Origin of the sequence: Geoglobus ahangari (assembly GCF_001006045.1) — an archaeon.
GTDB classification, from domain to species: Archaea; Halobacteriota; Archaeoglobi; order Archaeoglobales; family Archaeoglobaceae; genus Geoglobus; species Geoglobus ahangari.
On the sequence record NZ_CP011267.1, the window covers coordinates 638,522 to 659,307 of the forward strand.

Below are 20,786 nucleotides of genomic sequence, written 5' to 3' on the forward strand. Positions count from 1 at the left end.
ACATTTCTCCGAACATATTTAAGGTTTTTGCGGGATGCAGCTACAAACTCCTCGCTGAAATCGGAGCGTCAGTCTCCGTCATCGTCCCAGTCGAAGTCGTCGTCATCCTCGAAGTACTCCTCCCTCTCACCACTTCCGCTCGTCACCTCGATGTTCCACCCCTGCCCGCTGAGCACCTTTACGCTGACGACCAGCCCCACTGCCAAGAACAGCCAGCCCACGCTGGCGGAATGCTCCGGGGCAATCTTGTCTCCCACAAGCACGCCGGTGGCCCAGAACAGCACCGAGACCATCACGATTACTAGGAGTGCAGATATCACCCTCTTCATGCTCCACCTCTGCGAATCGAAACTCACGTCACACCAGCGCAAAACCATCCGCAAAACAGCGCGACAGCTCTGCAGTTCAGAATCTGTTTGACGGGTATTTGTACCTTTCCCTCTTCAGCTCATCAGCGCCAGAGTGCATGCTCTCCGAATCATTTGAGAAACATTAAATAGACTTAACAACGTAGGATTAAACGGTGCTAATATGAAGTCTCCGTGCGAGGTAATAGCTTCGAAGGTGATCCCTGTAATCAGGGGGGAGATCGCAAGGGAGCTCGTGGCGAGAGGACACTCCAAGAAGGAGGTAGCCGAGATTCTCGGCATAACCGTTGCTGCGGTCAGCCAGTACACTCACGGGAAGAGAGGTGTCAGCGACAACCAGCTCCTTAAAGAGAAGGTCAAGGAGGTCGTGGACGAGATTGAGAGCGGAAAGCTGAAGGACGACGATCTGGTCGCCAAGCTCTGCGAGCTCTGTTCCTTCGTAAGAAGGGAACTGGATGTTAAGCAGATTTAAACTCACAGTCTCTGAACAGCTCGTTCCGGTTACCTCCCTTCTCGGGAAGCTTGGTGTGAGGCCAAACCACGTTACCTTTCTTGCCCTTCTGAGCGGGTTTCTGGCAGCCTACCTGATATCCTCCGGGAGGCCATACGCTGGTGCCCTGTTCCTCGCCGTAAGCGCGGCCTTCGACGCACTCGATGGGGCTCTCGCGAGGAATGAGGGAATGAAGTCCGACTTCGGTGGCTTCCTCGACTCGGTTCTCGACAGGTACGTGGATGTGGCGGTGATTCTTGCAGTCGGCATCTACACCGAAAGCCTGCTGGTCTCCTCGATTGCGATGGCGGGGGCGCTGCTGGTCAGCTACACGAGGGCGAGGGCCGAGCACATAATCGAGAAGTGCGACGTTGGCATAGCCGAGAGGGGCGAGAGAACACTGATCCTGATAGCAGGCCTTCTGAGCGGATACGTCTACTACTCTCTCGTTATCATCGCCGTAATCTCGCACCTCACGGCCCTACACAGGATCTACCACACATACTCTCAGAGCAGGTAGTAGCTCTCAACGCCGGCTATTATCAGAATCGACCCTATGGCTATGTTCCTCGTCACGTTCTCCACGCTTCTGAAGACGAATGCTGTGAGAATCAGCGTGAAGAGGGGGTATATGCTGAGGAACGGCTCCACAACGCTCACAGGGTAGCTTATGAGCGCCCTGTACCTCAGGAAGTGGCCGAGCCCCACGAAGATCCCGGCCGGGATGAAGAACCTCTCCCCACCCTTCCTCTCGTATTTAAAGAAGAGGGGGAAGAGGAGGGTGGAGGTGACGTACCCGATGGCGCTCCCGAAGACAGGGTCTGCGTGAACCTCCATGCCCATCTTCACTACTCCAGAGGACGCCGCGGTGATGAGGCCTGTGAAGAGGGCCAGCACTATGCCCTTCCAGTCACCAGCACCGCTCGGCGATGAGATCAGGTAGATGCCAAGGAAGATGAGCAGGGCCATAACGAGGACGTTTATCCCAACCCTCTCCCCAAGCATGAGGCCTATGATCACGGCAAAGAACACCCTCGTCGCAGATATGCTCCCGGCAGAGTTTGCGCCTATCCTGCTTATGGCGTTGTAGAATGCAGTCCTCGCGAGCAGGAAGTGCATGATTCCGGCGATCACCATCAGCGCGAGAAATTTCGGCTCGAAATGAGCCCTCCCAATCGAGAGGACGGAGAAGATCACGGAGGTGGTCAGCAGGCTAACGAAGGCGCCGTAGTTCGCATCACCGTACTCCACTCCCTTTCTTATGAATATCTGGTGGAGGCTGAAGAAGAGGGCGATCAGAACAAGGTCTATCATTCTTTCATCGCTGTTATCAGCTTGACGTTTATGACTCCCCTCGTCGATGAGATCCTGTCCACCAGCTTCTTTATCACGCTCATCTCCCCCCTTACGAGGATCATCTCCAGACACATCTCCTCGTTCAGGTGGATGTGGAGGGTGGTGGTTATCACGTCGTGGAAGTCGTGCTGCAGGCTTATGATCGCGTCATTTATCCCCTTCACGCTGTGGTTGTAGAGCACGTTGACGACTCCAACCACCTCACCCTCCTCCCTCTCCATCCACTTGTACTCGAGGATGTAGTTCCTGATCGCATCTCTAATTGCCTCGCTCCTTGAAGAGTAACCCCTGTTGAGAATTATCGAGTCGAACTCCTCGAGCAGGTTTTTTGGAAGGCTCACGCCAATTCTGGTGACGTGCTCGTCCATGAAAATAGGATAAAATGGCAATATAAAAAACTAACCGAGCTTTTCTCCTGAGTCTTTTCTCCAGACTTCAGGCTTTTCTGTACGCATCAAGGACGGCGTTCACGATCTTGTCTCTCGCCTCTCTGCTGGTTGGATGGAATATGTCCTGGTAGCTCCCATCCTTTGCCTTCCTGCTCGGCATGCTGACCCAGAGCCCGTTCTCGTTCTCGAGAACCTTAAGGCCCTTCACAACGAACTCACCATCAAGGCTGACAGAAGCATACGCCTTGACGGCACCCTCGCCCTTCGACTTGTATATCCTAACTTCCGTAATTTCTACCAACTTCAACTCCTCCTGTCTGTCTGTTCTCCCGCCTTTGTTCCGGGATTATTTAAAACTTTTGCCCTGCTGTTGACGAGCTCAATCAGGTCTATTACCTCCATCTCCCCCTCGCTGGCCTGCTTGAGGTGGAGCTTGCAGAACGGACAGCATGAGACGAGGTACTTCGCTTTCGTCTCCTTCGCCTCCTCTATCCTCCTCTTTCCCATGTCCATCGCAAGCTCCTTGAACTGGGACTTCACCCCTCCACCTGCACCACAGCACAGCGCGTTCTCTCTGCTGTGCTCCATCTCCACGATCTCCGCTCCCATCTTCTCAAGAACGACCCTCGGCTCCTCGTAAACGCCCATGTGCCTTCCGAGGTGGCACGGGTCGTGGTAGGTCACCCTCTCGCTCCACTCCTCGAACTCGACCTTCCCCTCCTCAACGAGCTGGTGGATCAGCTGGGAGGTGTGCACGACCTCGAAGTCCCACTCGAGGCCGAACTCCTCTGAAATCTCCGGGTAGTCCTTGGCTATCGTCCTGAAGCATCCTGAGCAGGTTGTGAGGATCCTCCTGACCCCTCTCCTCTTCCACTCCTCGTAGTTCTTCAGGAAAAACTTCTTGGCTATGTCCCTCTGCCCTGTCCTCAGGAACGGGGAGCCGCAGCAGTACTCGTCCTCACCGGCGTAGGTGTAGTCTATTCCGGCCTTGTTCAGGAACTCCACGGTGTTTCTGGCGAGCTCGTACATTCTGTAGCTTGCTGTGCATCCCGCGAAGTAGATCGTCTCGGCTTTATCCTTGAACTGGAAGCCCTCGGCCCACCTGCTCCTCTCTCCCCTCTTCTCACCGTACGGATTCCCGTTCTTCTCCGCAACCTCCCTCATCTTCCTGTGGGCCGGCAGCGGTGCCTTCCCGGCCTCAACGAACTCTGCTCTCGCCCTCTCCCACACCTCTATGAGGGGGATGGACGTCTGGCAGACCACCTCGCATGCGCCGCATGTGGTGCACTTGTAAAAGTCCTCAACCGCAATCGAGTCTGGCTCTATCTGGCCCTTGGCTATTCCCTTCAGCAGGTACATCCTGCCCCTCGGCGAAACGCTCTCCCACTTGAGGGACTGGAACGCCGGACAGACCCTGCAGTAGTGGCACTGCACGCACACGAAAGCCTCATCCTCTATGAACTTGCTTGAAAGCTTCATGCGAACACCTCCGCGACGCGCATGAGCCATGGGATGATGCCGGAAGGGAACACCTTCCCGGGGTTCAGGAGGTTGTGGGGGTCAACCTCCCTCTTGAACCTGAGAAGCTCCTCGTAGTTCTCAAGCAGCCTCCTTGACTCCTTGCTCAGGTAGAGGCCGGATGAGTAGCTCCTCCCTCCCAGCCTCTTTGCAAGCTTCAGAGCTTTCATGCTGAGCCTCCATGCGAGGGCGTAGCTGAACCTCCTCTCATCCTGCGGTAGGAAGGAGAGGACTGAGCACTCGTTTCTGGAGAACCAGACCTCACTTCCCATCCCCGTGCCCGACAGCCCCTTCAGGTACTCTGGCAGCACGTCTCTACCCACTACCACCTCTGCGGGCACAATCCCGGGCCCCAGTCTCTTGATCTTCATCGGGTAGAACCTGCTCTCCCAGATCTCCTCTCCGAGAGAATCGTCTCCGTCCAGCCTCTCTGATGTTGCGATGACGAGCGTGTCCTTCTCCGGAATCTGGTGGTCAAAAACTCTGTTCTTCATCTCCACGTAACTCTTGTCTAGGTAGAGTGCGGAGTAGTGGTCTCCGGAGTAGACGAGCTTCACAGCCTTTTCGGGAGAAACGTGGAACGCGTAGTACTTCATCTCCTCAAGCTCCTTCAGCCTGACCCATGCCCTCGTTATTATCCCCGTCGTCCCCTCCATTCCCACGTAGTACCCAACCTCTTCCGTCTCCCTGATGCCAGAAAAGTCCGCAACCCTCAGCCTCTCTACATTGTCTCCTATGCTCCCGTACCTCAGGCTCCCGACCCCGTAGCCCCCCTGAGCGATCCACCCGCCGACGGTTGAGGACGGGGCGCTCGTTGGATACACTCTGAGCGACAGCCCGAGCCTGTTGATCCTCTCCTCCACCTCCCACCAAACTGCCCCCGGCTCAGCTATTAGCACCTTCCTGTCCTCATCCACCTCGAACCCGTCCATCCTCGTGAAGTCAACCACGTACCCTCCCTTGACCGGGATGACACCACCATACCCGGAAGTTGCGGCCCCTCTGGGAATCACGGGCCTCCTTTCCCTCCTCGCGAGCTCAAGGATCTCGAGAACCTGATCCTCACTTTCCGGCTGAAACACTCCGTCTGCGAGCCTGAAGAATCGGGAGATGATGGGGGGCGAGGATATGTCGTGGGAGTACAGAAACCTCTGAACCGGGTCGTCTCTGAAGGGGATGCCCGAGCTCATGGGTGGAATTTGTCCGGAAAAATTATTAAGGGTTTTGAGGTTTCTTCCCACCTCACATCAGCGAGACCGGTATCTCTATGACCGCCTCCCCGTCCTTGAAAATCGTTATGTCCCCACCGCTGCTGGAGACGACGATCGCAACGCTCTTCGTGCTCTTCGTTATTGAGGCGCACGCGATGTGCCTCCCTCCGAGCCCGTACTTGAGCACTATCTCCCCCTCAATGTCCAGATACCTGCCTGCGGAGAGGATGTATCCCTCCGAGTCGAGGATGAACACCCCGTCAAGCTGGGCGAACTCCCTCACGCTCTCCCAGTTGTTGGGATCCTTGATGTCTCTCTTCTCTCTCGGATGCCCCTCGTATGGGTTCAGTATCGCCTGCCTCGATTTTTTAAGCACGTTCTCGGCATCGCCAATAACGAAGGCGGTTCCTATGCTCTTGCCCTCCCTCCCCTTGTAGGCTATGGAGAGCGCGACCGCAAGGGTGGCTCGCAAAGCCTCGGGGTTCACGTACTCCGAGCACTCCTTGAGAACCCTACTCAGCCTGCTCTCACCGTCGATCATGAACACTCCCTTGAGGTTTGGCAGGTAAACGCACACGAGAGCTTTTCCTTCAACTCCAGAAACCTCGAGGTACGCTTCGACAAACTCAGCTATTCCGGGGATCGACATTATGCTCTCTGTGAGCCCGCAGGATCCGGTTATCGCGAAGGTGTTCTTCACAGTCTCTATGTAGTTCCTCGGGGCCTTGATGACCTCGAGGTTGTCGAACTCAAGATCAACGTCAGAGACGAGGATTACCCTCTCTATCCCGTATTTTTCCGCGAGAGTGGTGATAAAATCGATCATGAGGTTTATCATGTTCTCATATATGTTGGAGCGGAATTAAATATTTTAGGTCTGAAGAATAAAATTGTCCGTAAAATGGAAAAGGTGGGAAAGGTAAGGATCACTCAATCCTGTAACCGAGCTTCTCCACCAGCTCTCTCCTTTCCCTCTTCTCCTCCTCGGTCTCTATTCTCTCGACCTTCTGTCCGTCAACAGCTCCGAGAACTGCCCTTCCGAGCTCGGTCTCGGCGACTATTATCTCAATGGGGTTGGCAGAGGCGACGTAAATGCTGCAGACAGCCGGGTGGGACTTTATGGCGTTGAGCACGTTGATCGGGAAGGCGTTCTCCACCATCACAACAAAAACGTGGCTTGCGGCTATGCTGAGGGCGTTTTTGGCAGCGATCTCCTTCAGGTTCTCGTCATTTCCCGTGACCCTCGTGAGCTTTGGTGCCGCCTCGTTCATCGCTACGGCACACTTTATCCCCGGGACTGTGGTCAGAAGCGTTTTGAATATGTCGTCGCACGTGAAAATCGTGAAGTTCGCCTGCCCGACGATCACCTGATATCTGTTCTCCGGGTTCTCGATCTTTACGACCTCCAGCTTCATGCTATTAATGTACGGGGCGAGAAAATAACACTTTCGAATTCGAAAGATTTATTTGATACTAAATGTCAAGCATGGCGGGGGGTAGGATGGAGGAGCTTCTGGTCTACATGAACGGAGAGTTCGTTCCCGAGAGCCAGGCGAAGATAAGCATATTCGATCACGGATTCCTCTACGGCGACGGAGTCTTCGAGGGGATAAGGGCATACAATGGCAGGGTTTTCAAGCTGTACGAGCACATAGACAGGCTCTACGACTGCGCGAAGGTCATCGATCTGGAAATTCCTCTCAGCAAGGAGGAGTTCGCTGAGGCGATTCTCGAGACTCTCAGGAGGAACAGGCTGAGGGATGCTTACATAAGGCCGATAGTCACGAGGGGGATTGGGGATCTGGGCCTCGACCCGAGAAAGTGCTCGAATCCGGCTGTAATCATCATAACCAAGCCCTGGGGCAGGCTTTACGGCGATCTTTACGAGAAGGGCCTCAGGGCGGTCACCGTCACGGTCAGGAGGAACGCGATAGACTCCCTCCCTCCCAACATAAAGTCTCTAAACTACCTGAACAACATTCTGGCCAAGATCGAGGCCAATGCCAAGGGAGGGGACGAGGCGATATTCCTCGACCACAACGGCTACGTCTCCGAGGGCAGCGGGGACAACATCTTCGTCGTCAAGAACGGCGAGATAACGACGCCTCCAACGATAAACAACCTCAAGGGCATCACGAGGGCGGTGGTCATAGACATAATAAGGGAGCTCGGAATCCCGTTCAAAGAGGCGAACATCGGCCTTTTCGACCTGTATTCTGCTGACGAGATCTTTGTCACCGGGACTGCGGCGGAGATTGCCCCCGTCACATACATAGACGGCAGGACTGTTGGAGACGGAAAGCCGGGAGAGGTGACGAAGAGGCTGATTGAGAAGTTCAACGAGATAACCGCAAGGGAGGGCGTGGAGATATACAAGTGATGGCAGATGATCGTAACGCTCGTGGTTGAGCTCGAGGACAAGCCCGGACAGCTTCTGAAGGTCATAGAGCCGATATCCAAAATGGGAGGAAACATCATAAGCGTCGTCCACGACAGGCACAAGACCACGCCGATGAAGAGAATCCCCGTTGAGTTTGTTGTGGACATAGACTCAGAGAAACTCCTTCAGCTTGTTGAGAGGATAAGGGATGCGGGAATCCACATCAGGAGCTACAATGAGGTCAGGCTGCTCGCGACAGCAAGCTTCCTGCTCATCGGCCACATAATCCACACAGATTTGAGCGACACCGTGAACAGGATTGACGAGACCGGGTTTGCTGAGGTGGTCGAGCTCCACATAACCATGCCGAAGCTCAACGAGCCCTCGACAGCTCTCATCACGATCTCCGCAAAAGGAAAGGATGAGCTGAGGAAGGCTGTCGGGATTCTGAGGGAGGTCTGCGAGAAAAAGGACATTCTCGTCATAGAGCCGCTGAACGAGGATCTGCTATGATAAGGATAGCAATTTTCGGGTTCGGCACGGTTGGGATGGGGGTTGCTGAGACTCTCGAGCTCAAGCGACCCCAGATTGAGAGAGAGGTTGGAGAGTACAGGATCGTGGCAGTAGCAGACTCAAGGAGCTCCATTTACGGCGATTTTGATGTTCTGGATGCGATAAGGGAGAAGAGCGAGAGAGGAAGGCTGCCCAGAGATGTGAGAGCGGAGGAGCTCTTCGACGCCGTGGACTTCGACCTTCTGATCGACACAACCCCCACGAACGTCTTCACCGGAGAGCCGGGGCTGGGCAACATCAAAGAGGCGATAAGGAGGGGAATTGACGTCATAACCTCGAACAAGGGCCCGCTCGTGGTTGCTTTCAGGGAGATCATGGAGATGGCGGAGAGGCATGGGGTGAAAGTCGGCTACGAGGCGACTGTGGGCGGAGCGATGCCGGTGATAAAGCTGGTGAGGAAGGATCTCGCAGGAAACAGGGTGAAGAGGGTTAGGGGGATACTGAACGGAACGACCAACTACATCCTCTCGAGGATGGAGAAGGAGAGGATGCCATACTCTCAGATTCTGAGCGAGGCTCAGGAGCTGGGGATTGCGGAAGCTGACCCGAGCTACGACGTGAAGGGCATTGATGTCGGGGCGAAGCTCGTGATTCTGGCCAACTCGGTCTTCGGAATGGACGCGAGGTTCGAGGACGTCAGGATAATGGGCATAGAGGGGATCACCCCTGAAGCCTTCGAGGTGGCCGGTGAGAGGGGGTACACGATAAGGCTGATCGCAGAGGCAGACGAGAACGGAAAGCTCGAGGTATCCCCACGCCTCGTCAAGCTCACCCATCCGCTGGCGATCTACGGAACGCTGAACGCCCTGCTGGTTGAGACTGATCTGGCCGGCGAGGTCTTCGTCATCGGCAGAGGTGCCGGGAGGAGCGAGACGGCGAGCGCCATAATATCGGACTTCGTTGATATCTATGGAGGGGGAAGTAGCGGTAACTAAGTTCCTGATTGGCCTTCTGTTTCTCTTATGGGCCAGCAGGATGGATCTGAGGAGCAGGATCATTCCCAACAGAGTGTGGAAGCTCATGTTTCTCGCGCTTCTTCCCTTCACCTTGGCTGAGCTCCTGCTCTTTCCCCACTCGACCCTCGAACTTTACCTCGCCCTGTTTCAGGCCGTGTTCGTGATATCACTCGCGTTCATCTTCTACTACCTCGGCCTCTACGGTGGGGCTGATGCCAAGGCGCTGATGGTTCTCGCGCTCACGTTCCCCTTCTACCCTTCCTTCCCACCCTTTCCGATCCTCATGAGGGGCTTCTCGTTCGCCTTCTCAACCCTCGCGAATGCGGTCATATTCGCCCCTTTATTCGCGGCCTACTTCTTCCTCACAAACCTCCTGCGGGAGGGGGTGTCGGAGTTCAGGAGATCCAAGCTCTACTTCTTCATCGGCAGGAGGGTTGACGCCTCCTCCATCCCCCCTCACCACTCCCTCCTCGAGTATGTTGACGAGAGGGGCGGCATCGTCAGGCTTAAGAGGGGCGTTGAGCCCGACAGCAAGATGCTGGAAAGGCTGAAAAAGGCGAAGAAGGGGGGAAAGGTCGAGAGGGTCTGGGTGACCCCCCAGATACCCTTCATAGTCTTCATGACTCTTGGCTATGCGATGGCCTTCCTCCTCGGCGACGTGCTGAGCTACGCGGTAACCCTCCTCTTACCTTAAACCGAAAACGCTCTCCCTGCTGAAGTCAAAGAACGTCTCCTCCACCTCATCCATTCTCAGCCTCATCCTCTTGGAACCATCCACCTCCCCTACAACCTCAGCCTCAAGTCCTCTCTCCCTGAACACCTCGAGAACCTCCTCTTCATTGCGCGTCGTCACAGCAAAACCGCAGGCAGGGTACGTTTTGAGCCACTGCACCAGACCAACTCCTTTCGGCCTCGGAACTCTGTTCACGTCCATCCACCCTCCTGCCCCGCTTGTTTCGAGCAGCATAGCCACCGTGCCTGCAATGCCGGCGTTGCTCAGATCCTTTCCCGCACTCAGGATGCCCCTCTCAGCCAGCTCCACCATCGACTCGAACTGGGAGATAAGCTGATCCGGGTCTTTGTTCGTGGAGTCGAAGTTGTGGACAAGCTTCTCATGCGGCCTTCCGTCCGTGTCCACGGCAATGATTATCCTGTCCCCCGGCTTGGCAGTGGACGATCTGATCACCCTCCCCCTGCTCGCTATCCCGACCATCGCCACATCTATGGTGTTTGTGGGGCTGTCGGGGTGGATGTGCCCCTTGACCATCCTAACCCTGAAGAGCCTGAGGGCGTCCTCCATTCCCCTCTTCATCTCTTCAAGCTCCTCAGCGCTCCTTGCAGAGATGACGTTGACCGCCATCAAAGGCCTCGCACCCATCGCGTAAACATCGTGAGCGTTAACGAGGATTGAGACAAAGCCTCCCCAGTAGAGGTCTGCTTCAAGAACCCTGTGCCAAACACCGTCAGAGGTCAGAACGATCTCACAGTCCTGAAGGCTGTGAAAGCCCGCATCCTCACCGAAAAACTCTCCGACAAGATCTCTGAAGATTCCGGCGTACCTCTTCCTCGTCAGGCCGGGATAGCTTTTGAGCTCGGCAACAATGCCTATCAGGTCGGTTTCATCATCTGCCATCAAAACCTCTCTCCCCTTTTATTCAAATAGAGTTTTCGGGCTCTCCATGAAGTACAGGGTCGAGTTTGACGCGAGAAGGTGCGGTGGTGCCGGAGAGTGCATAGATGTCTGCGACAAGGGAGTGTGGGAGTGGAAGATGGTGGAGTTCGAGTTCTTCGGCAGGAGGTTCAGGAGACCGATGCCCTTTCCGACGCATCAGGAGAAGTGCGTTGGCTGCAAGAAGTGCGAGAGGATCTGCCCGACTGGCTGCATAAGTGTGGTGAAGGCGGAGGCGTAACTCTTTTTACCTTCCTTTCCACCCCATCTCGATGAGGTTCGTTTTCCTCGAAGCATCGCTTGAGACAATCCCTCCCGAGATCGCAGACCACGAGGTTGTGAGGAGGGATGCCAAGAGGAGGGGGAAGAGACCGGAGGAGATCCTTCTGGACGACTCTAAACATCACAGGGCAATGGAGGGCCTTGAGAACAGGGAGAAGAGGGGAAGGCCCGACATAGTCCACCAGTGCCTGCTCGCCCTCCTCGACTCCTCCCTCGAGGACTTTGAGGTTTACGTCCACACGGTGGCTGGGAAGGTGATACGCGTTAATAGAAAAACGAGGCTGCCGAGGAACTACAACAGGTTTGTTGGCCTCATGGAGGATCTGTTCAGGAAGGGGAAGATCTCGGCGGGAGGAGATGTGCTGCTGGAGATTGTGGATGTGGGGATTGATGAGCTGATCTCACGAAACGCCGTGGTAATGCACGAGGGGTATGACGTCAGGCCACTGCTCGAAGCTGCAGGGAGTGAGGGTCTCGTGGTCTGCATAGGTGCATTCCCCCACGGGGATTTTGACGACGAGCTCTGGAGAATTTTTGAGGAGAAAGGCGTCAGGTTCGCCGGGTTTGGTGATAGGCCAAGAACAAGCCTTTACGTCACGTATAAAACGGTCTGCATTCTCGAGGGATTCAGTTAGCTTTTTATTTCACCCGAACAAGGTTCCTTCATGAGGTTCATCGCCTTCTCGGACTCGCACGACAATGTTCAGGCGATAAGGGATCTGCTGCAGGAGATCAGCAGGGAGAAGGTGGACTTTTACGTTCACGCTGGCGACGTGATCTCGCCTTTCGCTTTAAAGGAGTTTCTGGAGCTCGACAGCCTTTACCTCGCGTTCGGCAACAACGATGGTGACAGGCAGAAGCTGATGGAGATAGCTGTGTCCAAGGGCTGGGTGTTTGGGGACGTGCTGAGGGTTGAAGGCATAGCAGTTTACCACGGCACGAGTCAGGAGGTGCTCAGGGCTTTGAGCAGCAGGTTCGAGCTTGTCGTGTGCGGGCACACCCACAGGGCTGAGGTCAGAAAAGAGGGGAGGGCAAGGCTGCTCAACCCCGGGGAGGTGTGCGGGTACCTGACAGGCAGGAGAACATACGCGATCTACGAGGATGGTGAGATCAGTATTGTGGAGTTCTGACACAACTCCACTGGTTTTTAATCGCCGTTAACCGAGTTAGGAGTGTGGTGAGTATGGAGGAGGACATGCTGAGGGTTGTGAACCTTGGAGTGAGGGTCGCTGGCAAGAAGGTGCTGGAGAACATCAACCTGTACATCAAGAGGGGCGAAACCCTCGCCCTGTTCGGCCCGAACGGGAGCGGGAAGAGCACGCTGATGAACACACTCATCGGCAACCCGAACTATCAGGTTTACGACGGCAGGATAATCTTCAAGGGGGTTGACATAACCGACAAGGACGCGGACTTCAGGGCAAACCTCGGGATGGGGATAGCCTTTCAGACACCTCCGGCAATAAGCGGGGTGAAGCTGATAGACGTGCTCAGGAAAATCGCGGAGAAGCGTGGCGTTCCGGAGGAGAAGATCTACGAGTACGCGGAGTTCCTGAACATGACCGACTTTCTCGGCAGAGAGATAAACAAGGGCTTCTCGGGTGGAGAGGTGAAGAGGAGCGAGCTCTTGCAGCTGCTCGTCATGAACCCGGACTTCGTCATGCTCGACGAGCCGGACAGCGGAGTGGACATCGAAAACGTGGCTCTGGTGGGCGAGGCGATAAGCAAGCTTCTTGAGAGGGACAGGTCGAAGGAGGAGAGGAGGAAGTCGGGGGTCATAATCACCCACACAGGCAACATTCTGGATTACGTGGATGCAGACTACGGAGTTATCCTCTACAAGGGCAGGCTGGCCTGCATCGGGAATCCGTACGAGATTTTGGAGGATGTTAGGAAATATGGTTATGAGGGGTGTGTTAAGAAATGCCTGAGAGAATTCCAGAATTTGAATCAGAGGAAGTGAGGAAAAGGCTCGAGAGCGTCGGCATAGAGCTGGACGAGAGCAGGAGGAGCGCGACTTTCGTTCAGGTTGATCAGGACGCTGTTGCTGCCGAGAGCTTCTACGAGGGCGTAGAGGTGATGAGCATAAAGCAGGCCCTCGAGAAGTACGACTGGCTTCAGGACTACTTCTGGAAGGCCGTGAAGAAGGAGCAGGACGACTACACGAGGGAAGCGGACTCTCCGGACGTGAACGGGTACTTCATCAGGGCAAAGAAGGGAGCGAAGGTTCAGTTTCCGGTCGAGGCCTGCCTGTATCTGAGAACTCAAGGCCACAGGCAGAGGGTTCACAACATAATCATCGCTGAGGAGGGGAGTGAGCTCAACATAATCTCCGGCTGCACATCCCATCCCGGCGTCGCGGCGGGCATGCACATCGGAATATCAGAGTTCTTCGTGAAGAGGGATGCGAAGCTCACCTTCACCATGATCCACAGCTGGGAGAGCGACATAGAGGTCAGACCGAGGAGCGCTGCGATAGTGGAGGACAACGGCGTCTTCATCAGCAACTATGTCCTCATGAACCCCGTCAAGCTCGTGCAGATGTATCCCACGGCTCACCTGAACGGTAAGAACTCCCGCGCGGTTTTCAGCAGCATAATCGTCGGGCTCGAGGGGAGCAACGTGGATGTCGGCAGCAGGGCGATCCTCAACGGCGAGAACAGCAGTGCTGAGATAGTGTCGAGGACTATAAGCAGGGGTGGAAGGATAGTCGCGAGGGGACATCTTGTCGGCAACGCGCCTGAAGTCAAGGGGCACCTGGAGTGCAGGGGGCTGATGCTCTCCGACAACGGGAGCATAATCGCCGTTCCTGAGCTTGAGGCCAACTACCCCAACGTGGACCTCAGCCACGAGGCCGCGATAGGGAAGATAGCGGAGGAGGAGATATTCTACCTCATGGCGAGGGGCTTCTCGAGGGATGAGGCCACGGCGGCGATCATAAGGGGTTTCCTCGACCTCGAAATAAAGGGCATCCCGGATGTCCTGAAGGCGGAGATAGATAAGGCTATAAGCTTAGTTGAAAAGGACCTGTTATGAGGAAGTGGCTTGCAGTTTTTTTCCTCCTGATCCTTGTCATCTCGCTGTCGGGCTGCACTTTCCTCGACGGGGACAGGGAGATAAAGCAGGCCTACGAGGATGCCCTCAAGACGTTCAACGAGTTCAGAGGTACGGATCTGAACCCGCCTCTCGAGGTGGTTGACACCAAGTGGGTGGTGGAGAGGTGGGGCAGCTACCAGCCAAAGGAGGAGCTTTTCTACAAGGCCATGCTTTTGCTTCCAGCAAACTACACGTTTGAGAAGGCGAAGGAGCACGATCTGGCGAGCTTCGTGGCGTTCACTTGGGAGGGTAAGATCTACGTGGTCAGGGACAACTACGACCCAAAGACCTTCAAGAGGACGATCTACCACGAACTCGAACATTTGTATCAGGAGAGGTTCAACATAACCTCCGATGGCACGTTCGATGGTGAGAAGGCCAAGGCATCAACGATAGAGGGAGATGCGAAGCTGATCTCCAGAATCATCGCGGGTGAGAGTTACGAGAAGGAGAGGCAGAGCGAGGTGAGCGAAGAGAACGCCTACTTCCTTCTGGGCTACGCCCCCTACCTTTACGGCTTCAACCTCGCCATAGAGGTCTACAACAGAACTGGTGACACCAAGGAGATGCTTGAGAACCCTCCGGTGAGCATGGAGCAGGTCATGCACCCGGAGAAGTACTTCGCCCACGAGGGCTTCGAGCAGGTCAGCCTGAACGTTCCGGGAGACAAGAACAGGCTCGGAGAGCTCTTCCTGTTCTTCTTCCTTGCGGCACACGTGGATGACGTCATAGCGAGGGTTGCGGCGGAGGGCTGGAACGGAGATGCCTATGTTCTGAACGAGACGGGGTGGGCGTGGAAGATCGCCTTCGACAGCGAGAAGGATGCAAACGAGTTCACCTACGCCTGCATAAACATGCTCGACAAGCTCGGCGGTAAAGAGGACGGCTATTACGTGCTCGAGGGGAAGTACCTTCCGCAAAAAATAAAGGTTGTGAGGGAAGGGAATACTGTAATGCTCATTTCCCACTTTCTGGAGGTATGAAGATGTGGAGCATCCTTAAGGCATTGAGGGAGAACCCGGAGATTCTCATAGAGTCCCAGAGGAGGAGAGGGGAGGACGTTGAAGTGGTTTACAGAGCCATAGAGCTTGACAAAAGGTGGAGGGAGGAGCTTTTCAAGCTCAACCAGCTCAGGAGAGAGAGAAATCAGCTTTCCGAGATGGTGAAGAAGGCCAAGGGTGAGGAGAAGAGGAAGCTGATAGAAAAGGCCAAGGAGATCTCGGAGATGGTCAAGAAGGGGGAGGAGGAGCTCAGGAAGCTTGAGGAGGAGCTGAACTCAACCCTCCTCTCCATCCCGAACATAATTCACGAGAGCGTGCCTGTCGGTAAGGATGACAGCGAGAACGTCCCGATCAGGTTCTGGGGGAAGGCGAGGGTTTACAAGGAGCACCTCGAGTCTTTTCTGGAGCAGAGTGAGGGCAAGGCGAGTTACGAGGTAATTGACAGGCCGGTTATAGGCCACGCAGATGCCGTTGAGAAGTTCGGGTGGGCCGACATCGAGAGGGCTGCAAAGGTCGCGGGATCGAGGTTCTACTACCTGCTCGACGACCTCGTGTGGCTGGACTTTGCCTTAGCAATGTACGCACTCGATTTCCTGAAAAAGAAGGGCTTCACGATTCTCTCCCCCCCGTACATGATGAACTCGAGGGCCTATTCTGGAGTTACCGCCTTCAGCGACTTTGAGGAGGTTCTCTACAAGATAGAGGACGAGGATCTCTACCTGATCGCAACCTCCGAGCATCCAATAGCCGGAATGCACATGAACGAGACGCTTGGGGAGGATGAGCTCCCATTGCTCTATGCTGGCGTCTCCCCATGCTTCAGGAAGGAGGCAGGAGCACATGGAAAAGATACGAAGGGCATATTCAGGGTTCACCAGTTCAACAAGGTGGAGCAGTTCATCTACTGCCTGCCCGAGGAGAGCTGGGACTGGCATGAAAGACTTATAGCCAACGTGGAGGAGCTGTGGCAGGGCCTCGGCATTCCGTACAGGATCGTGAACATCTGCACGGGAGATCTGGGGATTGTCGCAGCCAAGAAGTACGACCTCGAGGCCTGGATGCCGGCTCAGGGCAGATACAGAGAGATGGTGTCGTGCTCCAACTGCACCGACTGGCAGAGCTACAGGCTGAACATAAGATATGCGGAGAAGAGGGGAATGCCGTCGAAGGGCTTCGTCCACACTCTGAACTCAACAGCAATAGCAACGACCAGAGCGATAACGGCCATAATCGAGAACTTCCAGCTCGAAGATGGCAGGGTGGAGATTCCCAGGGTGCTCAGAAGGTATTTAGAGCCGATAGAGAGCGCGCCCAAGGAGTACATCGAGCCGAGAAAGTAACATTCTTTTTTTTCTGGTAACATCTCTTTTACAAACCGCACGGCTCTGCCCCACAGAGCTTCTTCCGGGTATATATAGCATGAGCCACCAGTCTTTAACATGGAGCAGCCGGAAGAGCTCAGGGAGGTTCTCGAAAGGGTCGAGAGGAAGATCCTTGCCGCCGGAAAGATCTACTCTGCGATGAACTTCGCCTACTGGCTCGCGGTCATGAGCCTGTTCTACACGATACTCGCGTTCTTCGGCCCTTCAGGCCTCGTGTCCATCACCTACTGGATAGGGGCGATGGTGGTGGGCGTTATAGTCTCAGGAGCCCTATTCAGGAAGATAATGGTTATAGCGAGGCTGAGAGGTGAGAAGGAGTGGAGGAAGGGTGTGGGAATCGCAATAGCGGCATCGTGGATCGCCGGAGCGATAATCGGCTTTTACGCGATTCCTGCTCTGCTGACCCAGAACTTCGGCGTGGCCCTGCTCAGCTTCATAGCAGTGTCCATCTTCGGCATGTGGCTCTCGCTCGGATTCTCTGAGAGGTTCGATCTGGAAATGATCCCCGCGTTTGCGATACCTTCCCTTGGATCTCTTGCAGCACTCCAGCTTGAAGATGCAACGGTCTGGGCGGGCTTCGTGATTGCAGCGGCATTCTCGATTACGATACTGCTTTACCTCTACAGCGCGTTCAGAACAATCGGTGATTGAATGGAGCCTCTCAGCAGGCTCAGGCACGAAATCCTCGGAAATCCCGTAAGGTTAGGAGTCATGCTGTACCTCCTCTCGAGGAGGAGGGCAGCCTTCAGCGAGATCCAGAAGGTTCTCGAGCTAACACCCGGAAACCTCGACTCTCACCTCAGGGTGCTTGAAAGGGCCGGAATGGTTAAGGTGGGCAAGGTCATTGCCGACAGGCCGAGGACTGTGGTCGAGATAACTGAGAAGGGCGTGGATGAAACTCGAGATTACGTTAGAAGGCTGAAGGAGGTGTTGGAAGGGTTGTGAGCTTTTATAGGGTTTTTATTTTTTTGGGATATGTCATTTATCTAAAAGTTTTAGAAATTTATTCTTCTATAATATAATAAAAATTCTTTAAATAAATTTATCAAGTGTTATGTCGTGTTTATTCGATTTGGGTTTATTTTTTAAGATTTTTTTGGCAAGTTCGTTTGCTTTCAGTGTAACCTCTTTATTTAATATTTGCTCCTCCAATACTTCCAATTCAGATTTCCATATTTTTTCTGAAATTTGTAAAAATTCTTTATTTAGTGAATAAAAATTATATTGTCTCACATATTTATTAACTGTGCTTTTAACTTCTTTTAGATTTACGTTAAATTCTAAGAACTGTTGAAGCCAATTCTCCAAAAGTAACCTTTTATCTTTTTCGGAAAGGGGATGGTATTTGTAATCTGTATTTTGGAATATTTTGTTTAGGTGATCCCATGTTCTTGGTGAGAATGCCAATTTAATCTTCTTGTTTTTATAAGGTGCCCCTACAGCGTTAAATCCTGATTCGATTAACATTATTTCTTCAGATAATGGTGTTTGTTCACCTTTCTTGTAAGGTTTAACATTAAATCCATATATAAAGTATTTTTCGTTGTTATTTTCTAAAAAATAGCTGTTGATTGTAGGTATTATTCCTATTCTGCTTGGATCGGTTGCTCTTTGGTATGCAAAGTCCACTACTATGAATGTGGGCTCTTTGTTTTCGATTTCATATAATGAAAACAAGCTGTCAAGTCTTCTTCTTGGGTAGTATGATGGTATGGAAATAGCTATTCTGAGGTTCGGGTTTACTGTATTTTTTTCTTTCAGCAATTCTTCCACAAATTTGTTGTATATTTGCACTCGAGTGGGTTTATCTATTTCACCTTCAAATTCGAGTATTGGAACAACATAGATGTCATTTAGTTGATATAATAATAATGAATTGATATACTCCAAATCTTTTTTCTCAATTTTTTCATTCTTTTTAATTATTATTTTTAATAGAAAAATATTAATTAATTTTTTATAATCTAAAAAACGAACATTTCTATAAATAAATTTCTTCTGTTCATCAGGATCGTTGTCTATTTTTCTTAAAGTTTCTAAATCCATTCGAATATGAATTTCGTTAATTAACGAGTCAAACTCACGTAAAGAACATTCTAATGTTTTTTTGTAAGTATATCTGTCGACAGATCTTGTGAAATTTTCTATTTTTTTATCAAAAACTTCAAGTTTAGCTACTTTTAAAAAAACCGGGTCATCTACGATCTCGACTTTCTTAATACTATAACTTCTACTCATTTTTATCACTCCTGTAAATTTCTGCTCCACTATCTAGATCTATTACAATTATTCTTTCGTCTGTTGTATATGCGACTAATAGTATTCTTCTTTTTATTAAACTTCCTCCTTTAACAATCCTTATACTTCCGGGTGTCATATCTTTTTTTATCTTTTCGAATTCTAGATCTATCGTAGATGCTGGATCAAATTTTAGCCTCTTTTTATCTCTTTCAGTCAATACCAATCCTCCTGAATTATTGATTTCAGATGGACGTTATTTTTTCTTTACGTCTTCAATGTATATTTTAAAACTTTTAAACTTTCCACTTTCTAAAATCTTTTCTATCTCTTCTTTAATCAGTGAGTTTTTAGCCAACTCTGGAAAGAGCAAATATGTAAGTGTTACTAAATCTCTGTCATTTAGTTTTTTAAGCGGTGGTGTGATATCCTCCACTATCTCTTTTAATTTTTTGTAGTCATCATCTAATTTTTTTTCTAGATATTCAAGTATTTTTCTACCATATTCTGTTAAAGCATATTCTCCATTTTCAATTTTTATCATACCTGATTCAAGAAGATAATTAAGAGATTCCTCGATATCGTCTGAAAACCCACCATAGAAATACGGACCGTGTGAACTAGGCGTTTTACCTTCTTTGATAGCATTGATAATCAATCCCAATTTCTGGATTCTCGTGGCTCTGCTTTTTCCACCTTCGCTTTTTATTGTTATTAGTGTGAGTTTGTCATAATATGACATCTCTTCAGCATCCTCTTTTATGAAATCCTCGTAGTTGTTCTTTTTGGTTCTCATGTACTCATAGTTATGATAGATTGTAGAATAAATTTATTTCGAGATTTGTTAATGAGCACCATGCTAAATTGCCTTATTAGTCTCATTGCAACCCAAGCATTGGGGGGCATGTATTTTGGTTATATAATTAATTATTATGAATAATAAAGTACTGATATTATCTTCAGCTCCTAAACATGTCGCAGATTGCCGAAAATGCTATTTTAGAGGAGGCAAAAAGGAGAATCGAGGTATTCGAGAAAGCATATCTGTTGGATGAGAGTAGCCCCGCCCGGATTCGAACCGGGGTCGCGGGATCCAGAGTCCCGCAGGATTGACCACTACCCTACGGGGCTTCATGGCTCATTTTGACATTCGATTTATGAAGGTTGCGGTGCTGGACTGGCGCCTCTAACTCACGTCAGGAAACTCTACAGGCAGGTAGCGCTCGAATCCTATCGTCAGGCAGTCCCCCTGCACCTCGGGGCGGAGCAGCGCAGCCCTCACGTCCACACCGCTCTCGTAAGCCTCTCTCAGAACTTTCGCAAATTCTGGGTGTGTCTCGTGATTTGGCATGAATATCCTCGCATCGCTCCTCATGACGAGGAAGAGTATCATTCCTCCTCTCTCAGCAATCTCCCTGACGTGCTTCACTCCCCTCTCTGTCGGAGCGTCCGGAAAGAGGGCGACGCCATCTCGAACAAGCGTGCATCCCTTGACCTCGACGAGCTTTGCAGCACCATCTCTGCTGACAAGAAGGTCTATCCTGCTACTGCCGACCTTCACCTCCCTGCCCTCGATCCTGTAACCCTCTCCTCCAAGTATCTCGGCCGCAATGTCCGAGTGGAGGGAGGAGTTAACAACTACCGGAACGTGGACGTCGTATATCACGAAAACCTCGTGGCTCGTCCTCTCTCTTTTCTTCGGCCTCATGAGCACCCTGTTTCCGGGCTTCATCAGCTCTGTCAGTCTTCCAGAGTCCCTCAGGTGTGCTCTCTCGACTCTCCCGTTCACCTCGACCTCGAGAACGAACCTGTTGAGCCTCCTGACAAGCCTGCCCTCCACCAGATTGCAGATTTCCACCATCAACCTTCTGTCAGGG

At 52.3% G+C, this 20,786-nt stretch carries 28 protein-coding genes and 1 tRNA gene; 15 read left to right on the forward strand and 14 right to left on the reverse strand.

Annotated features, from left to right (window positions below; translation table 11 throughout):
- Nucleotides 1-68 precede the first annotated feature (68 nt).
- On the reverse strand, nt 69-329 hold the full coding sequence (locus GAH_RS03715; RefSeq protein ID WP_156967380.1) for a hypothetical protein: 261 nt from the start codon (nt 327-329) through the stop codon (nt 69-71).
- A 202-nt stretch (nt 330-531) separates the two neighbouring features.
- Here GAH_RS03715 and GAH_RS03720 point away from each other — a divergent pair, with 202 nt between their 5' ends.
- Both GAH_RS03720 and GAH_RS03725 read left to right on the forward strand, forming a co-directional pair.
- A complete protein-coding gene (locus tag GAH_RS03720) occupies nt 532-840 on the forward strand; it encodes a transcriptional regulator (RefSeq protein ID WP_048094768.1) in 309 nt (102 codons plus the stop codon).
- Nucleotides 824-1,378, forward strand: coding sequence for a CDP-alcohol phosphatidyltransferase family protein (locus tag GAH_RS03725; RefSeq protein WP_048094771.1), 555 nt, complete (start codon nt 824-826; stop codon nt 1,376-1,378). The genes GAH_RS03720 and GAH_RS03725 overlap by 17 nt, the downstream gene beginning before the upstream one ends.
- Here the strand turns inward: GAH_RS03725 and GAH_RS03730 are convergent.
- The 7 genes from GAH_RS03730 to GAH_RS03760 form a co-directional block, all read right to left on the reverse strand.
- Complete coding sequence (locus GAH_RS03730; RefSeq protein WP_048094772.1) at nt 1,366-2,172, reverse strand: DMT family transporter; 807 nt, start codon at nt 2,170-2,172, stop codon at nt 1,366-1,368. The two genes, GAH_RS03725 and GAH_RS03730, sit on opposite strands and share 13 nt — an antisense overlap.
- Nucleotides 2,169-2,582 (reverse strand): nickel-responsive transcriptional regulator NikR, encoded by a 414-nt coding sequence (gene nikR, locus GAH_RS03735; protein WP_048094774.1) that lies wholly within the window; start codon nt 2,580-2,582, stop codon nt 2,169-2,171. The genes GAH_RS03730 and nikR overlap by 4 nt, the downstream gene beginning before the upstream one ends.
- 67 nt (nt 2,583-2,649) lie before the next feature.
- Nucleotides 2,650-2,904 (reverse strand): SpoVG family protein, encoded by a 255-nt coding sequence (locus GAH_RS03740; protein WP_048094775.1) that lies wholly within the window; start codon nt 2,902-2,904, stop codon nt 2,650-2,652.
- A gap of 2 nt (nt 2,905-2,906) precedes the next feature.
- The gene (locus GAH_RS03745) at nt 2,907-4,082 is read right to left on the reverse strand and encodes a (Fe-S)-binding protein (RefSeq protein ID WP_048094776.1); all 1,176 of its coding nucleotides are present in this window, start codon (nt 4,080-4,082) and stop codon (nt 2,907-2,909) included.
- The gene (locus tag GAH_RS03750) at nt 4,079-5,311 is read right to left on the reverse strand and encodes an FAD-binding oxidoreductase (protein WP_048094777.1); all 1,233 of its coding nucleotides are present in this window, start codon (nt 5,309-5,311) and stop codon (nt 4,079-4,081) included. Before GAH_RS03750 ends, GAH_RS03745 begins: the two co-directional genes overlap by 4 nt.
- Nucleotides 5,312-5,363: 52 nt before the next feature.
- Nucleotides 5,364-6,170: a DNA integrity scanning protein DisA nucleotide-binding domain protein gene (locus tag GAH_RS03755; RefSeq protein ID WP_048094778.1), complete on the reverse strand. Its 807-nt coding sequence runs from the start codon at nt 6,168-6,170 to the stop codon at nt 5,364-5,366.
- Nucleotides 6,171-6,258: 88 nt separating this feature from the next.
- Nucleotides 6,259-6,747 (reverse strand): adenosine-specific kinase, encoded by a 489-nt coding sequence (locus GAH_RS03760; protein ID WP_048094779.1) that lies wholly within the window; start codon nt 6,745-6,747, stop codon nt 6,259-6,261.
- Between the two features lie 86 nt (nt 6,748-6,833).
- On the opposite strand from GAH_RS03760, the gene ilvE reads away from it, so the two are divergent.
- The 4 genes from ilvE to GAH_RS03780 are packed head-to-tail and all read left to right on the forward strand — an operon-like array spanning nt 6,834 to nt 9,935.
- The gene (gene ilvE / locus GAH_RS03765) at nt 6,834-7,712 is read left to right on the forward strand and encodes a branched-chain-amino-acid transaminase (protein ID WP_048094780.1); all 879 of its coding nucleotides are present in this window, start codon (nt 6,834-6,836) and stop codon (nt 7,710-7,712) included.
- Nucleotides 7,713-7,718: 6 nt separating this feature from the next.
- Entirely contained in the window at nt 7,719-8,225 is a 507-nt protein-coding gene (locus tag GAH_RS03770; RefSeq protein WP_048094781.1) for an ACT domain-containing protein, read from the forward strand.
- On the forward strand, nt 8,222-9,220 hold the full coding sequence (locus tag GAH_RS03775; protein ID WP_048094783.1) for a homoserine dehydrogenase: 999 nt from the start codon (nt 8,222-8,224) through the stop codon (nt 9,218-9,220). Before GAH_RS03770 ends, GAH_RS03775 begins: the two co-directional genes overlap by 4 nt.
- Entirely contained in the window at nt 9,195-9,935 is a 741-nt protein-coding gene (locus GAH_RS03780) for an A24 family peptidase C-terminal domain-containing protein (protein WP_048094784.1), read from the forward strand. Before GAH_RS03775 ends, GAH_RS03780 begins: the two co-directional genes overlap by 26 nt.
- Here the strand turns inward: GAH_RS03780 and GAH_RS03785 are convergent.
- Complete coding sequence (locus tag GAH_RS03785) at nt 9,927-10,874, reverse strand: AIR synthase related protein (RefSeq protein WP_048094786.1); 948 nt, start codon at nt 10,872-10,874, stop codon at nt 9,927-9,929. The genes GAH_RS03780 and GAH_RS03785 overlap by 9 nt on opposite strands.
- Before the next feature lie 46 nt (nt 10,875-10,920).
- On the opposite strand from GAH_RS03785, the gene GAH_RS03790 reads away from it, so the two are divergent.
- The 9 genes from GAH_RS03790 to GAH_RS03830 all read left to right on the forward strand — a co-directional run bounded on the left by GAH_RS03790 (nt 10,921) and on the right by GAH_RS03830 (nt 17,616).
- On the forward strand, nt 10,921-11,151 hold the full coding sequence (locus GAH_RS03790; RefSeq protein WP_048094787.1) for a 4Fe-4S dicluster domain-containing protein: 231 nt from the start codon (nt 10,921-10,923) through the stop codon (nt 11,149-11,151).
- Between the two features lie 31 nt (nt 11,152-11,182).
- Nucleotides 11,183-11,827, forward strand: coding sequence for a 16S rRNA methyltransferase (locus tag GAH_RS03795; protein WP_048094789.1), 645 nt, complete (start codon nt 11,183-11,185; stop codon nt 11,825-11,827).
- Between the two features lie 30 nt (nt 11,828-11,857).
- Nucleotides 11,858-12,322 (forward strand): metallophosphoesterase, encoded by a 465-nt coding sequence (locus GAH_RS03800; RefSeq protein ID WP_048094790.1) that lies wholly within the window; start codon nt 11,858-11,860, stop codon nt 12,320-12,322.
- Nucleotides 12,323-12,375: 53 nt separating this feature from the next.
- Entirely contained in the window at nt 12,376-13,155 is a 780-nt protein-coding gene (locus GAH_RS03805) for an ABC transporter ATP-binding protein (protein WP_245604100.1), read from the forward strand.
- Nucleotides 13,116-14,228: a SufB/SufD family protein gene (locus tag GAH_RS03810; protein ID WP_048094792.1), complete on the forward strand. Its 1,113-nt coding sequence runs from the start codon at nt 13,116-13,118 to the stop codon at nt 14,226-14,228. The genes GAH_RS03805 and GAH_RS03810 overlap by 40 nt, the downstream gene beginning before the upstream one ends.
- The gene (locus tag GAH_RS03815) at nt 14,225-15,271 is read left to right on the forward strand and encodes a hypothetical protein (RefSeq protein ID WP_048094793.1); all 1,047 of its coding nucleotides are present in this window, start codon (nt 14,225-14,227) and stop codon (nt 15,269-15,271) included. Before GAH_RS03810 ends, GAH_RS03815 begins: the two co-directional genes overlap by 4 nt.
- Nucleotides 15,272-15,273: 2 nt before the next feature.
- A complete protein-coding gene (gene serS / locus GAH_RS03820) occupies nt 15,274-16,629 on the forward strand; it encodes a serine--tRNA ligase (protein ID WP_048096718.1) in 1,356 nt (451 codons plus the stop codon).
- Nucleotides 16,630-16,728: 99 nt separating this feature from the next.
- The gene (locus GAH_RS03825) at nt 16,729-17,322 is read left to right on the forward strand and encodes a hypothetical protein (RefSeq protein WP_048094794.1); all 594 of its coding nucleotides are present in this window, start codon (nt 16,729-16,731) and stop codon (nt 17,320-17,322) included.
- Nucleotides 17,323-17,616 (forward strand): transcriptional regulator, encoded by a 294-nt coding sequence (locus GAH_RS03830; protein ID WP_048094796.1) that lies wholly within the window; start codon nt 17,323-17,325, stop codon nt 17,614-17,616.
- An 87-nt stretch (nt 17,617-17,703) separates the two neighbouring features.
- Here the strand turns inward: GAH_RS03830 and GAH_RS03835 are convergent, their stop codons facing one another.
- From GAH_RS03835 to sfsA, 5 genes are all read right to left on the reverse strand, one after another.
- Nucleotides 17,704-18,909 carry a hypothetical protein gene (locus GAH_RS03835; protein ID WP_156967382.1) on the reverse strand — a complete coding sequence of 402 codons (1,206 nt, stop codon included), beginning with the start codon at nt 18,907-18,909 and terminating at the stop codon, nt 17,704-17,706.
- Entirely contained in the window at nt 18,902-19,129 is a 228-nt protein-coding gene (locus GAH_RS10660) for a hypothetical protein (RefSeq protein ID WP_156967383.1), read from the reverse strand. Before GAH_RS10660 ends, GAH_RS03835 begins: the two co-directional genes overlap by 8 nt.
- 36 nt (nt 19,130-19,165) lie before the next feature.
- On the reverse strand, nt 19,166-19,705 hold the full coding sequence (locus GAH_RS03840; protein WP_048094798.1) for a helix-turn-helix domain-containing protein: 540 nt from the start codon (nt 19,703-19,705) through the stop codon (nt 19,166-19,168).
- Between the two features lie 262 nt (nt 19,706-19,967).
- Nucleotides 19,968-20,040, reverse strand: a tRNA-Gln gene (locus GAH_RS03845).
- Nucleotides 20,041-20,095: 55 nt separating this feature from the next.
- Nucleotides 20,096-20,770: a DNA/RNA nuclease SfsA gene (gene sfsA, locus GAH_RS03850; RefSeq protein ID WP_048096719.1), complete on the reverse strand. Its 675-nt coding sequence runs from the start codon at nt 20,768-20,770 to the stop codon at nt 20,096-20,098.
- Nucleotides 20,771-20,786 lie beyond the last annotated feature (16 nt).

Bases quoted from the DNA above. Each gene is read 5' to 3' on its own strand.
- GAH_RS03745 (WP_048094776.1), bottom strand. From the start codon at position 4,082: ATGAAGCTTTCAAGCAAGTTCATAGAGGATGAGGCTTTCGTGTGCGTG.
- GAH_RS03830 (WP_048094796.1), top strand. From the start codon at position 17,323: ATGGAGCCTCTCAGCAGGCTCAGGCACGAAATCCTCGGAAATCCCGTA.
- GAH_RS03725 (WP_048094771.1), top strand. From the start codon at position 824: ATGTTAAGCAGATTTAAACTCACAGTCTCTGAACAGCTCGTTCCGGTT.
- GAH_RS03780 (WP_048094784.1), top strand. From the start codon at position 9,195: ATGGAGGGGGAAGTAGCGGTAACTAAGTTCCTGATTGGCCTTCTGTTT.
- GAH_RS03805 (WP_245604100.1), top strand. From the start codon at position 12,376: ATGGAGGAGGACATGCTGAGGGTTGTGAACCTTGGAGTGAGGGTCGCT.
- GAH_RS03760 (WP_048094779.1), bottom strand. From the start codon at position 6,747: ATGAAGCTGGAGGTCGTAAAGATCGAGAACCCGGAGAACAGATATCAG.
- ilvE (WP_048094780.1), top strand. From the start codon at position 6,834: ATGGAGGAGCTTCTGGTCTACATGAACGGAGAGTTCGTTCCCGAGAGC.
- GAH_RS03720 (WP_048094768.1), top strand. From the start codon at position 532: ATGAAGTCTCCGTGCGAGGTAATAGCTTCGAAGGTGATCCCTGTAATC.
- GAH_RS03790 (WP_048094787.1), top strand. From the start codon at position 10,921: ATGAAGTACAGGGTCGAGTTTGACGCGAGAAGGTGCGGTGGTGCCGGA.
- GAH_RS03775 (WP_048094783.1), top strand. From the start codon at position 8,222: ATGATAAGGATAGCAATTTTCGGGTTCGGCACGGTTGGGATGGGGGTT.
- GAH_RS03785 (WP_048094786.1), bottom strand. From the start codon at position 10,874: ATGGCAGATGATGAAACCGACCTGATAGGCATTGTTGCCGAGCTCAAA.
- GAH_RS03755 (WP_048094778.1), bottom strand. From the start codon at position 6,170: ATGATAAACCTCATGATCGATTTTATCACCACTCTCGCGGAAAAATAC.
- GAH_RS03795 (WP_048094789.1), top strand. From the start codon at position 11,183: ATGAGGTTCGTTTTCCTCGAAGCATCGCTTGAGACAATCCCTCCCGAG.
- GAH_RS03815 (WP_048094793.1), top strand. From the start codon at position 14,225: ATGAGGAAGTGGCTTGCAGTTTTTTTCCTCCTGATCCTTGTCATCTCG.
- GAH_RS03770 (WP_048094781.1), top strand. From the start codon at position 7,719: ATGATCGTAACGCTCGTGGTTGAGCTCGAGGACAAGCCCGGACAGCTT.
- GAH_RS03810 (WP_048094792.1), top strand. From the start codon at position 13,116: ATGCCTGAGAGAATTCCAGAATTTGAATCAGAGGAAGTGAGGAAAAGG.
- GAH_RS03825 (WP_048094794.1), top strand. From the start codon at position 16,729: ATGGAGCAGCCGGAAGAGCTCAGGGAGGTTCTCGAAAGGGTCGAGAGG.
- serS (WP_048096718.1), top strand. From the start codon at position 15,274: ATGTGGAGCATCCTTAAGGCATTGAGGGAGAACCCGGAGATTCTCATA.
- GAH_RS03750 (WP_048094777.1), bottom strand. From the start codon at position 5,311: ATGAGCTCGGGCATCCCCTTCAGAGACGACCCGGTTCAGAGGTTTCTG.
- nikR (WP_048094774.1), bottom strand. From the start codon at position 2,582: ATGGACGAGCACGTCACCAGAATTGGCGTGAGCCTTCCAAAAAACCTG.
- GAH_RS03715 (WP_156967380.1), bottom strand. From the start codon at position 329: ATGAAGAGGGTGATATCTGCACTCCTAGTAATCGTGATGGTCTCGGTG.
- sfsA (WP_048096719.1), bottom strand. From the start codon at position 20,770: ATGGTGGAAATCTGCAATCTGGTGGAGGGCAGGCTTGTCAGGAGGCTC.
- GAH_RS03730 (WP_048094772.1), bottom strand. From the start codon at position 2,172: ATGATAGACCTTGTTCTGATCGCCCTCTTCTTCAGCCTCCACCAGATA.
- GAH_RS03840 (WP_048094798.1), bottom strand. From the start codon at position 19,705: ATGAGAACCAAAAAGAACAACTACGAGGATTTCATAAAAGAGGATGCT.
- GAH_RS03835 (WP_156967382.1), bottom strand. From the start codon at position 18,909: ATGAGTAGAAGTTATAGTATTAAGAAAGTCGAGATCGTAGATGACCCG.
- GAH_RS03800 (WP_048094790.1), top strand. From the start codon at position 11,858: ATGAGGTTCATCGCCTTCTCGGACTCGCACGACAATGTTCAGGCGATA.